Annotated in this window: 10 protein-coding genes; 8 read left to right on the top strand and 2 right to left on the bottom strand. The window is 65.4% G+C overall.

Annotated elements, in window-relative coordinates; genetic code table 11:
- Positions 1-213 precede the first annotated feature (213 nt).
- The 7 genes from JJE66_RS08705 to JJE66_RS08675 all read left to right on the top strand — a co-directional run bounded on the left by JJE66_RS08705 (position 214) and on the right by JJE66_RS08675 (position 6773).
- Positions 214-1227 (top strand): ABC transporter permease, encoded by a 1014-nt coding sequence (locus tag JJE66_RS08705; RefSeq protein ID WP_200513824.1) that lies wholly within the window; start codon positions 214-216, stop codon positions 1225-1227.
- A 3-nt stretch (positions 1228-1230) separates the two neighbouring features.
- Positions 1231-2130, top strand: coding sequence for an ABC transporter permease (locus tag JJE66_RS08700; protein ID WP_200513823.1), 900 nt, complete (start codon positions 1231-1233; stop codon positions 2128-2130).
- Positions 2131-2224: 94 nt separating this feature from the next.
- Positions 2225-4033 carry an ABC transporter ATP-binding protein gene (locus JJE66_RS08695; protein WP_200513822.1) on the top strand — a complete coding sequence of 603 codons (1809 nt, stop codon included), beginning with the start codon at positions 2225-2227 and terminating at the stop codon, positions 4031-4033.
- Between the two features lie 25 nt (positions 4034-4058).
- A complete protein-coding gene (locus JJE66_RS08690; RefSeq protein ID WP_200513821.1) occupies positions 4059-4250 on the top strand; it encodes a DUF4089 domain-containing protein in 192 nt (63 codons plus the stop codon).
- A 7-nt stretch (positions 4251-4257) separates the two neighbouring features.
- Positions 4258-5652, top strand: a complete 1395-nt coding sequence (locus tag JJE66_RS08685; RefSeq protein WP_200513820.1) for an AtzE family amidohydrolase — start codon at positions 4258-4260, stop codon at positions 5650-5652.
- A gap of 1 nt (position 5653) precedes the next feature.
- Complete coding sequence (gene hpxZ, locus JJE66_RS08680; protein ID WP_200513819.1) at positions 5654-6046, top strand: oxalurate catabolism protein HpxZ; 393 nt, start codon at positions 5654-5656, stop codon at positions 6044-6046.
- 4 nt (positions 6047-6050) lie between these two features.
- Complete coding sequence (locus JJE66_RS08675; RefSeq protein ID WP_200513818.1) at positions 6051-6773, top strand: GntR family transcriptional regulator; 723 nt, start codon at positions 6051-6053, stop codon at positions 6771-6773.
- Between the two features lie 115 nt (positions 6774-6888).
- On the opposite strand, the gene atzF is transcribed toward JJE66_RS08675, so the two are convergent.
- Both atzF and JJE66_RS08665 read right to left on the bottom strand, forming a co-directional pair.
- Positions 6889-8718 carry an allophanate hydrolase gene (atzF, locus tag JJE66_RS08670; protein WP_200513817.1) on the bottom strand — a complete coding sequence of 610 codons (1830 nt, stop codon included), beginning with the start codon at positions 8716-8718 and terminating at the stop codon, positions 6889-6891.
- 194 nt (positions 8719-8912) lie between these two features.
- Positions 8913-9419 (bottom strand): MarR family winged helix-turn-helix transcriptional regulator, encoded by a 507-nt coding sequence (locus tag JJE66_RS08665; RefSeq protein WP_200513816.1) that lies wholly within the window; start codon positions 9417-9419, stop codon positions 8913-8915.
- Between the two features lie 150 nt (positions 9420-9569).
- Between JJE66_RS08665 and JJE66_RS08660 the strand changes: the two genes are divergently transcribed.
- Positions 9570-11420 carry a feruloyl-CoA synthase gene (locus tag JJE66_RS08660; protein WP_200513815.1) on the top strand — a complete coding sequence of 617 codons (1851 nt, stop codon included), beginning with the start codon at positions 9570-9572 and terminating at the stop codon, positions 11418-11420.
- Positions 11421-11601: the final 181 nt, after the last annotated feature.

Below are 11601 nucleotides of genomic sequence, written 5' to 3'. Positions count from 1 at the left end.
GCCGATGCTGATCGTCGGCGACGCATCGGCATCGGCGCTGCGCTCCCTCTCCCGCTTGCGGGAGAGGGTTGGGGAGAGGGTGTCTCCGCGTCGGGATTGTCAGGGCGTGCGGAGGATGTCCCTGGGTGGAGAGAGCCCTCACCCACCGCGCTCTACGAGCGCGTCGGCCTCTCCCGCAAGCGGGAGAGGCGAAGCAAGCCCGCGGAGCATCCCATGCTCACCATGATCGGCAAGCGCCTGATGTTCGCGATTCCCTCGCTCATCGCCGTCGTCATCGTCACGTTCCTGCTCACGCGTGCGCTGCCGGGTGATCCCGCCGCGTACTTCGCCGGCCCTGCCGCAACCAAGGAAGCCGTCGAGCAGATCCGCAAAAAGCTCGGCCTCGACAAGCCGCTGATCGAGCAGTTCTTCCGCTACACCAATGATCTCGCCCATGGCGATTTCGGCAACTCGCTCACGACGGGACAGCCGGTCGCCGCCGAAATCCGCAACCGCCTGCCGGCCTCCGCCGAGCTGACGCTGCTCGGCCTCGTCGTCTCGATCGTGATCGCCATTCCGCTTGGTGTGCTGGCGGCGACGCGGCCGGGATCATGGGTCGATCATCTCTGTCGGGTGACGACGACAGCCGGCGTGTCGCTGCCGGTGTTCTTCACCGGCCTGGTGCTGGTCTATTTCTTCTATTTCCGGCTCGGCTGGTCGCCGGCGCCACTCGGCCGGTTGGACGTGTTTTACACCGCGCCACCGACGATCACCGGCTTCTATCTGATCGACACGCTGATCGCGCGCGACTTCGAGGCGTTCCGATCGGCGTTGAGCCAGCTCATCCTGCCGGCGACGACGCTCGCGATCTTCTCGCTGGCGCCGATCGCGCGCATGACGCGGGCCTCGATGCTGGCGGTGCTGTCGTCGGAGTTTGTGCGCACCGCACGCGCCAGCGGCCTGTCGCCCTCGACCGTCATTGTCACCTACGCCTTCCGCAACGCGATGCTGCCGGTGATCACCACGCTCAGCATGGTGTTCTCGTTCCTGCTCGGCGCCAACGTGCTGGTGGAGAAAGTCTTCGCCTGGCCCGGCATCGGCTCCTACGCGGTGGAAGCGTTGATCTCGTCCGACTTCGCGCCGGTGCAGGGCTTCGTGCTGACCATGGCCGTGATGTACGTGCTGCTCAATCTCGTGATCGACATTCTCTATGGCGTGATCGATCCGCGCGTGCGGCTGGAGGGCTAAGCCATGAGCTCTGTTGCACCGGCCGTTGAACCCGCCGGTCCCGCGCGAACCTCGGGACTCGTCGCGATCCTCGAACAGACCCGCTATGTGCTCGGCGAGAACAAGGTCACGGGCTTTTCCTTTGCCCTGCTGATCGTCATTCTCCTTGCTGCGGTTTTCGGCCCCTATGTGGTGCCGTATGATCCGCTCGCCTCCGACACCGCGGCGGCATTGAAAGCACCCTCGGCTGCGCACTGGTTCGGCACCGATCAATTGGGCCGCGACATCTTCAGCCGCGTCGTCGTGGCGACGCGGCTTGATACCTTCATCGCGGTCGCCTCCGTGGTGCTGGTGTTCTTGATGGGCGGGCTTGCCGGCATCGCGGCGGGTTACTTTGGCGGCTGGACCGACCGGATCGTCGGCCGCATCGCCGACACCATCATGGCCTTCCCGCTGTTCGTGCTGGCAATGGGCATCGTCGCGGCGCTGGGCAATACCGTGCAGAACATCATCCTGGCCACGGCCATCGTGAACTTCCCGCTCTATGCCCGCGTCGCGCGCGCCGAAGCCAATGTCCGCCGCAATGCCGGCTTCGTGCAGGCCGCGCGTCTCTCCGGCAACGGCGAATTCCGTATCCTGCTGGTGCATATTCTGCCGAACATCATGCCGATCATGATCGTGCAGATGTCGCTGACCATGGGCTACGCCATCCTCAATGCTGCCGGCCTCTCCTTCATCGGCCTCGGCGTCCGGCCGCCGACCGCCGAATGGGGCATCATGGTCGCGGAAGGCGCGGGCTTCATGGTCTCCGGCGAATGGTGGATCGCGCTGTTTCCGGGCCTCGCGCTGATGATCGCGGTGTTCTGCTTCAACCTCCTCGGCGACGGCCTGCGCGACATCGTCGATCCCCAGCGGAGGACGTGATGGCCGCCTCACGCCTGCCAAAATTCATCAATGATTCCAACCCCTGTTCTACTGTGCATGGGGTTGTTTTCGCCATGATGGGGGGGAGTCGGCCATGACCGCCCAGCCGCTGCTCGACGTCCAGGACCTCACGGTCGAATTCATCACCCGCCGCGGCATCGTGAAAGCCGTGCAGCACGTCAGCATCTCCGTCGCCAAGGGCGAGACGCTTGCCATCGTCGGCGAGTCCGGCTCCGGCAAGTCGGTGACGTCCTATGCGGTGATGCGCATCCTCGACCGGGCGGGGCGGATCGCCGAGGGTTCGGTGATGTTCTCCGGGATCGACGTCAAGGCCGCGACCGAAGGCCAGATGCGCGATTTGCGCGGCCGCGAAGTCTCGATGATCTTCCAGAACCCGCGCGCCGCGCTCAATCCGATCCGGAAAGTGGGCGACCAGATCGAGGACGTCCTGCGTACCCATGTGCAGCAGGCCCAGGTCGGCGACCGTGGCGAGAAGGCGATCGAGGCGCTGGAGCAGGTCAAGATCGCCCGCCCGCGCGAGCGCTATCACGCCTATCCGTTCGAATTGTCCGGCGGCATGTGCCAGCGCGTCGTCATCGCGCTCGCGCTCGCCTGCAATCCGCAGCTGCTGATCGCGGACGAGCCGACGACGGGTCTTGACGTCACCACCCAGAAGGCGGTGATGGATCTGATCGTCGAGCTGACCAAGCGCAAGGCGATGTCGACCATCCTGATCACCCACGATCTCGGCCTCGCCGCCGCCTATTGCGACCGCGTCGTGGTGATGGAAAAGGGCCGCGTGGTCGAGACCGCAAAAGCCGCCGACATCTTCGCCAACCCGCAGCACCCCTACACCAAGAAGCTGATGCGCGCGACGCCGCGGCTCGGCGTGTCCTTGCGCGATCTGTTGCCGGAGGAGGAAGGGGCTTCCTTCGCCTCTCCCCGCACGCGGGGAGAGGCCGGCACGCGAAGCGTGGCGGGTGAGGGGGACTCTCCACGTGTCGTGCTCGCGGATACAGCCCCTCACCCCAACCCTCTCCCCGTGAAGGACGGGGAGAGGGAGAAGACGCCTCTCCTCCTCATCGAAAAGCTCGTCAAGGAATACCCCCGCCAGGGCGCCACCGCGACGCTCGGAAAACTGTTCGGCCGCAAGCCGCCCGTGGAGCCGGACGTGTTCCGCGCCGTCGACGGCATCAGCTTCTCGATCGGCCACGGCGAGTGCGTTGGCCTCGTCGGCGAATCCGGCTGCGGCAAATCGACCACGTCCATGATGGTGATGCGGTTGCTCGACCAGACCTCCGGCCTGATCCGGTTCGACGGCGAGGACATCGGCGCCATCGCGCCTGCTGCCTTTGCCCGGTTGCCGCAGCGCAGCCGCATCCAGATGGTGTTCCAGGACCCGACCGACAGCCTCAACCCGCGCTTCACCGCCGTCCGCGCCATCGCCGATCCGATCATGCAGCTCGGCGACATCAGGGGACGCGACGCCCTCCGCTTCCGCTGCGAGGAGTTGGCCACCATGGTCGGTTTGCCGCACAATTTGCTGGATCGTTTCCCGCACCAGCTCTCCGGCGGCCAGAAGGCCCGCGTCGGCATCGCCCGTGCCATCGCCCTGCATCCAAAGCTCGTCATCCTGGACGAGCCGACGGCGGCGCTGGACGTCTCTGTCCAGGCCGTGGTGCTGAACCTGCTCCAGGACCTCAAGGCGCGGCTAGGTATGAGCTATCTGTTCGTCTCGCATGATTTGAATGTAGTGCGCTTGTTGTGCGATCGTGTCATTGTGATGCGGTCGGGGCGGATCGTCGAGGAAGGCTCTTCCGAAAGGGTCTTGAACGATCCGCAGGACGACTACACCAAGGAGCTGTTGACGGCGATCCCGCATCCGCCGTTGCCGGTACACTGAGAGTGCACTGTTGTTTGGGAGCGTGATGGCCGAGCCACAACAAAATCAGTTCGACGACTATATCGACGCCGTATCGAAAGCGCTGGCGCTGCCGGTCGAGGACGCCTGGAGGCCGGCGATCCGAGCCAATCTCGAAGTCTCGCTGCGGCTCGCCCGCCTGGTCGACGAATTCGCGTTGCCGGACGAGACCGAGCCAGCGCCGATTTTCACGGTCTGACGCTGCCATGACCACCAAGCCAGAGATGACCGCTGCCGAGATCGCAAGTGCGGTTGCGGGCAGCAAGATGTCCGCGCTCGATGTCACCGAAGCAGCGCTCGCGCGGATCAACCAGCACGACACCATCCTCAACTCCTTCACCGATGTCACCGCCGAGCGCGCCCGTGCCAAGGCGCGTGCGATCGATACCGATATCGCCGCGGGCAAGGACGTCGGCCCGCTCGCCGGCGTGCCCTTCGCCGTGAAGAACTTGTTCGATGTCGCGGGTCTCGCCACGCGGGCCGGCTCGAAGATAAATCGCGATCGTGCTCCCGCGACGCGCGACGCCACGCTGATCGAGCGCATGGAAGCGGCCGGCGCCGTTCTCGTCGGCGCGCTCAACATGGGCGAATACGCCTACGACTTCACCGGCGAGAACGTCCATGATGGTCCCTCGCGCAATCCGCATGACACCACGCGGATGACCGGTGGCTCGTCCGGCGGTTCGGGCGGCTCCGTCGGCGGCGCTCTGGTGCCGATCGCGCTGGGCTCAGACACCAATGGCTCGATCCGCGTGCCGTCCTCGTTCTGCGGCATCTTTGGCCTGAAGCCGACCTATGGCCGGCTCTCGCGCGCGCGCTCCTTCCCGTTCGTCGCGAGCCTCGATCATCTCGGCCCGTTCGCGCGCTCGGCGACTGATCTCGCGCTCGCCTATGACGCGATGCAGGGGCCGGATGCCGACGATGCCGCCTGCACCATGCGCGGTCTGGAACCGACGACGCCGCTGCTCGCCAATCCGGTTTCGGACCTGCGCATCGCGATCGCAGGAGGCTATTTCCAGAAGAACCTATTTCCGGAAGCCGTCGAAGCCGTCAGCCGTGTCGCCAAGGCACTTGGCGCAACGCAAGTGGTTGACGTGCCCGAAGCCTCGCGTGCCCGCGCTGCCGCTTACGTCATCAGCACCACCGAAGGCGCCTCGCTGCATCTCGATCGCCTGCGCAAGCGCCCGAATGATTTCGATCCCGCCGTGCGCGACCGGCTGATTGCGGGCGCCATGGTGCCGGCGCCGCTGGTCGATCGCGCCCAGAAATTCCGCCGCTGGTATCGCGCACAGTTTTCCGAGATCTTCAAATCGGTCGACGTGCTGCTCGCGCCGGCGACGCCCTGCACTGCGCCAAAACTCGGCCAAGTGAACTTCAATCTCGACGGTGTTGAGCTGCCGGTGCGCGCCAATATCGGCATCCATACCCAGCCGATCTCCTTCATCGGCCTGCCGGTGGTCGCCGTCCCGGTACCGCTCGAGCCGCTGCCGATCGGCGTGCAGATCATTGCCGCGCCCTGGCGCGAGGACATCGCGCTGCGGGTCGCGTACGCATTGGAAAAGCTGGGCGTAGTCGCCGCACCGTCGCCGAGAGGAATTTAGAATGGAGATCGATCTCCCCGACGTGCTCGCGGAAGTCCAAGCCGCGTTCGAGCGCTACGAGCAGGCTCTCGTCAGCAACGACGTCGCCGTGCTCGGCGAGCTCTTTCGCAACGACTCCCGCACGCTGCGCTACGGCATCGGCGAGAACCTCTATGGCTACGAGGCGATCGCCGGCTTCCGCGCCGGCCGCTCGCCGTTCGGCCTCAACCGCCGCACTGCGAAAACCGTGATCACCAGCTACGGCCGGGATGCGGCAGTAGCCTCCACCCTGTTCTATCGCGACACGGCTCCCGGCAAGGTCGGTCGGCAGATGCAGACCTGGATTCGCTTCCCGGAGGGCTGGCGCGTCGTCGCTGCCCATGTCAGCATCATCGACGAGTCGAAAGAGACCTGACCGTATGACGCTTGACGATTTTCCGCAGGGGATACTGCCGGCCGAGCCGGTAGTGCCGCGCGTCGACCGGGCATTGCCGTCGGTGCAGAAGGTCACGCGCGCCGAGGAGCTGCGTTTGCAGCTTGCGGACGAGATCGTGCGCGGCGCCCTGGCCCCCGGCTCGCCGCTGGACGAGACCGACATCGCACGGCGCTTCAGCGTCTCGCGCACGCCGGTCCGCGAGGCGTTGCGTCAGCTTGTGGCAAGCGGCCTGATCGAGGCGCGGCCCCATCGCGGCGCGGTCGTCGCGCAGCCGTCGTTCGAACGGCTGACGAGCATGTTCGAGGCGATGGCGGAGCTGGAGGCGTTGTGCGCCGGCCTCGCGGCCGAGCGCATGTCGGCCGCCGAGCGCCATGGGCTCGAAGCCATCCACGAGGAGCTGCGGGTGCTGAGCTACGCCGGAAATCCCGATCGCTTCCACGAGGTCAACGAGCGCTTCCACAACGCGATCTATGCGGGATCGCAGAACGGCTACATCGCCGAGATCACGCTAGCGACGCGCGTACGCGTGCAGCCGTTCCGCCGCGCCCAGTTCCGCAATCTTGGCCGCCTCGCCAAATCGCAAGCCGAGCACGACCGCGTCGTCGTCGCCATCATGCGCGGCGACAAGCAGGGCGCGGCGGCTGCGATGCGCGCGCATATCGAGCTGGTGCGCGGAGAGTACGAGATTTACGCGGTGTCGGTCTGATCTTGTAGGGTGGGTTAGCCGTAGGCGTAACCCACCACTGTCCGTATCTGCGGAAACAGAAGAGGTGGGTTACGCCAGCGGACTGCGCTTCGCGCAGCCGCAGGGCTAACCCACCCTACGAAACCTGCGCCGTCGCAGCTTCCGCCACATAGGCACGCCAGCCGCCATAACTTGTGATGTCGCGGGCGTCACTCAGCACCTCCGGCTCGACGAGAAACCCCTTCACACGACGTCCATCCGCAAGCCTGATCGTGCCGATCGCCATCGGCGCGGGGATTGCATTGACGAACTTGCCGAAGGCGGACGACGACAGCGACCAGATCTCCAGCTCGATCGCCGTGCCCTTGCCGGCTTCGACGCGCAGCATGCCGGGCTTCGGCGGCGTGGTCTGAAGCGCATAGAGCTTGTAGTCCGGCGAAGTCTTGGTCGCCTCGATCAGCTTCGCGTCCAGCGCCTTCAATTCACCGTTCAGCGCCATGCCGGAGAGATGCGCGCCGACCACCGCGATCGGAATCTCGTCGCTGCTGCTCGCGGCAAGCTGGGCAAGCGGTGCCTGCGCCACACCCTTGGCGCCCACGGTGAGCTTGGTGTCGGCATGGAAGACACGGCCGATGCTTGCGAGCATGGCGTCGTGGCCCGCGGGGGCGAGCAGTGTGATGCCGAACGGAATGCCGTCGGCGCGCATCGCCGCCGGCAGCGCGAGACCGCACAAGTCGAGCAAATTGACGAAATTGGTATAGGTGCCGAGCCGGCTGTTGAGCTCGACCGGATTGGCCAGCACCTGCGCTGTCGTATAGGCCGTCGGCGCGGTCGGCAGCACCAGCGCGTCGATATTGGTGAAGGTGCGCTCGGCGATCTTGCGCAAACCTTGCAGGCGGTAGAGCGCCGAGAAGGTTTCCGCCGCCGTGAGCCGCGCGCCGGCCGCGGTGATCTCGCGCGTCACCGGATGGATCGAGTCGGGCGCAGAGGCGAGCAGATTCTTGATCACGAGATAGCGTTCGGCGACCCAGGGCCCCTCATAGAGCAGCCGCGCCGTCTCGTAGAACGGCTCCAGGTCGAACTCGATCAACGTCACCCCGAGCGACGTCCAGCGCTTCAGCGCATCGCTGTAGGCGGCCTCCGCCTTCTTGTCGCCGAAGAAGATCAGCTGTCCGTTGCGCGGCACGCCGAGGCGCAAGTTTGCGGGGAACGGCGTGAGAGCGCCAAGCGGCCGGTCGCGCGAGAATGGATCGGCCTGGTCGGGGCCGGCCATCACCGACAACGCGAGCGCGGCATCGTCGACCGTCAGTGCGAACACCGAGATGCAGTCGAGCGTACGGCAGGCCGGCACGAGGCCTGCCGTCGAGATCATGCCGAGGCTCGGCTTCAGCCCGACGATGTTGTTGAGCATCGCCGGCACGCGGCCGCTGCCGGCGGTATCGGTGCCGAGCGACAGCGGCACGAGGCCCGCGCCGACTGCTGTCGCCGATCCCGAGCTCGATCCGCCAGGAATGAGATCCTCGCGGATCGAGTTCTTCGGGATGCCGTAGGGCGAGCGCACGCCCACCAGGCCGGTTGCGAATTGATCGAGATTGGTCTTGCCGATGATGATCGCGCCGGCGGCGCGCAGCCGCTCCACCGCAGTGGAATCATGCGTGGGGGTGTAGGAGAAGGCCGGGCAGGCCGCCGTGGTCGGAAAGCCCAGTGCGTCGATATTGTCCTTCACCCCGACCGGCACGCCATAGAGCGGCAGGCTGGCGGCATCCGCGCGCGTGGCGAGCTTTTCGGCCTCCGCGATTGCGTTCTTCTCGTCGCGCAGGCTGATGAAGATGGCGGGATCGTTGTGGTCGCGGATGCGCTGATAGGTCCGCGCGACCGTCTGTACCGGCGTGAGCGTGCCCGCGCGATGCGCGGCCACGATCTCGGCGATCGTTTCAGGCTGCTCAGCCCCCAGTTCAGCCTTCATGGCGACAAAACTCCGGCAACTTGTCCTCACCCGGAATGAAGCAAGCCATGTGCCATTGTGTACAGAATCCGGGCAGGCGCGGCATCCAGGATACTATCGAAGGATCAGTAGGTTGGGGGATATTTCGATTGCCGGCCAGGCTCTCGCGGCAGCGCCCTGTTACGTGCATCTGCCCAAAACATGGGCGGGCGGGATCAAGTGAAGCAAGCGAGGATCTGGAGCAGCTGCTCCCGGTTCGCCTTGCCGATCTTGTCCTCGACATGCCGCTCGTGCTCGGCGGCGAGCCGCTTGAACTTCTCCAGCGCTGTCTCGCCCTGCGCGGTGAGGTGCAAGGCGTGGGAGCGCCGGTCCGCCTTCGACCTGACCCGCTTCACGAGCTTGCGGCTCTCGAGACTGTCGAGCAGATGCACCAGCCGGGCGCGCTCGATGCCGAGACGCTTGGCGACTGCCATCTGCGACAGCCCGGGATTGGCGCCGATCACCGTCAGCACCGAATATTGCGTCGGCCGTATGTCGACATCGCCGAGCGTCTTGATGAAGTCCTGAAAAACCCAGATCTGGAAGCGCCGCACGGCATAACCGGCGTGGCCGACCAGCGCATCGAGGCCGATCTCGTCCGCGTCGTTCCGTCGCGCTGCGCCATTGCCGGCGCGTTTGCGTGGGGAAGGGCGGGTGTCGGCTCGATCTGCGCTGGCTGTCACATCGTGTCTCCTGCCGGGCGATCTTAGCGCCTCGACGGCTCAAGCGGAAGATTGTTGTTGACGACAACAATCGTCCTGCCCAACATTGTGGCCAAAGCAGCCCGGAACGAGGCTGCGGCCGATCCGGACATCCGGGTGGAGGAGGAAACCATGACAACCGCCCCACGCGGTGATGCCTCGAACCTGTTCGCAACGCCAAAGACCACAGCCGAGCATCGCGCCGACGGCAGCATCGTGCTGCGCTCGTCCGAGCCTCTACGCGAAGATGCGCGCTGCATCGGCGACTGGCTGGAGCATTTTGCGCGACAGACGCCCGACAAGGTCTTCCTCGCCGAGCGCGGCAACGCCGAGGCGCCCTGGGCCATGGTCACCTATGCACAGGCGCTGCGGCAGGTACGAGCGGCTGCATCCTGGATTTTGGCGCAGGGCTTGGGCGCGGAGCGTCCGCTCGTGATCCTCTCCGACAACAGCATCGATCACGCGCTGCTCGCGCTCGCCGCTCAGCATGTCGGTGTGCCCTCAGCCGCGATCTCGCCGGCCTATTCGCTGATGTCCAAAGACTTCGACAAGCTCAAAAGCATGATCGCGTTGCTTGAGCCGGGCGCAATCTACATCTCGGCCACAAAGCCGTTCGCGGCGGCGCTGGCCGCCATCAAGCCGCTCCACACGGCGCAGATCATCAGCGGCAATGGCGAGGACGCCGACGCGCTAGCCTTCCGCACCATCGCCGCGACGTCCGAGACGCCCGACGTCGCAGCAGCCTTTGCCGCGGTGACGCCGGACACGATCGCAAAATTCCTCTTCACCTCGGGCTCGACCGGTACGCCGAAAGCCGTCATCAACACCCAGCGCATGCTGACCTCGAGCCAGCAGGCCAAGGCGCAGACCTGGACCTTTCTCGAGCAGGGGCCCGGCGATCTCGTCATTCTCGACTGGCTGCCCTGGAGCCATACGTTCGGCGCCAACCACAATTTCAACCTCGTCCTGCGTAACGGCGGCTCGCTCTATATCGACGGCGGCAAGCCTGCGCCCGGCCTGTTCGCGACCTCGCTTGCCAATCTGAAAAGCGTGATGCCGACGGTCTATTTCAACGTACCGCGCGGCTTCGACATGCTGATCACGGCCCTGCGTGGCGACGAGGATCTGCGCCGCCGCTTTTTCGACGAGGTGAAATTCGCCTTCTATGCCGGCGCGGCGCTGCCGCAAAGTCTCTGGGATGCGCTCGAAGAGCTTTCGATCAACACCGTCGGCCGCGCGCTGCCGATGGTCTCGGCGTGGGGCTCGACCGAGACCTCGCCGCTGGCGACCGACTGCCATTTCCTCGCCGAACGCTCCGGCAATATCGGCGTGCCGATTCCCGGAACGGAGTTGAAGCTCGTCACCTCCGGTGACAAGCTGGAAGTGCGCGTGCGCGGTCCCAACGTCACGCCCGGCTATTGGAAGGCACCGGAGCTGACGAAGCAGGCGTTCGATGAGGAGGGGTTCTATCTCATCGGCGACGCCGTGAAGCTTGCAGACGCCGGGCGGCCTGAGCGCGGCCTGTTCTTCGATGGCCGCGTCGCGGAAGACTTCAAACTCAATTCCGGGACCTGGGTCAGCGTCGGCACGCTGCGCGTTGCCGGGATCGCTGCGCTGGCGCCGCTGGTGCAGGACATCGTCGTCGCCGGTCATGGCGGCGATGAGGTGCGCTTGCTGGTGTTCCCGAACATCATCGCCTGTCGCGCCCATGCCGGCCTGCCCGAGACGGCCGGTGTGGATGATGTGCTGATGCATGGCAAGGTCAGGACCGCGATCGCGCAAGGTCTTGCAAGAATGAAGCAGCAGGGCGCCAATTCCTCCGGCCACGCCACGCGTGCGCTGCTGCTCGTTGAGCCGCCGTCGGTGGATGGCGGCGAAATCACCGACAAGGGCTACATCAATCAGCGCACGGTGCTGACGCGCCGCGCGGATGCGGTGAAACGGTTGAACGATGATGGGTCGGCCGAGTGGATCGGCCTGTAGCTTTTCAGGGATAAAGATAGAGTTAGGCACGCTCGCTCCTCGTCGCAATGACGGCGATGGGGCAGCGCGGCAAAATGAGCCAGCCATTCTTCCGCAATATCCTGCATGATTATTTTGTTGCTCAAGCAACTAATTTATGCGAACCGTTCCAAACAAGGATGACGGCGGGGGAACCGCTGCG

The organism is Bradyrhizobium diazoefficiens, assembly GCF_016612535.1.
GTDB lineage: Bacteria > Pseudomonadota > Alphaproteobacteria > Rhizobiales > Xanthobacteraceae > Bradyrhizobium > Bradyrhizobium diazoefficiens_C.
This window is presented reverse-complemented; position numbering and strand designations above follow the sequence as displayed.

Coding starts and splice junctions, on each gene's coding strand:
- JJE66_RS08700 (WP_200513823.1), top strand. CDS start 1,231: ATGAGCTCTGTTGCACCGGCCGTTGAACCCGCCGGTCCCGCGCGAACC.
- JJE66_RS08705 (WP_200513824.1), top strand. CDS start 214: ATGCTCACCATGATCGGCAAGCGCCTGATGTTCGCGATTCCCTCGCTC.
- JJE66_RS08685 (WP_200513820.1), top strand. CDS start 4,258: ATGACCACCAAGCCAGAGATGACCGCTGCCGAGATCGCAAGTGCGGTT.
- JJE66_RS08690 (WP_200513821.1), top strand. CDS start 4,059: ATGGCCGAGCCACAACAAAATCAGTTCGACGACTATATCGACGCCGTA.
- JJE66_RS08660 (WP_200513815.1), top strand. CDS start 9,570: ATGACAACCGCCCCACGCGGTGATGCCTCGAACCTGTTCGCAACGCCA.
- JJE66_RS08675 (WP_200513818.1), top strand. CDS start 6,051: ATGACGCTTGACGATTTTCCGCAGGGGATACTGCCGGCCGAGCCGGTA.
- hpxZ (WP_200513819.1), top strand. CDS start 5,654: ATGGAGATCGATCTCCCCGACGTGCTCGCGGAAGTCCAAGCCGCGTTC.
- JJE66_RS08695 (WP_200513822.1), top strand. CDS start 2,225: ATGACCGCCCAGCCGCTGCTCGACGTCCAGGACCTCACGGTCGAATTC.
- atzF (WP_200513817.1), bottom strand. CDS start 8,718: ATGAAGGCTGAACTGGGGGCTGAGCAGCCTGAAACGATCGCCGAGATC.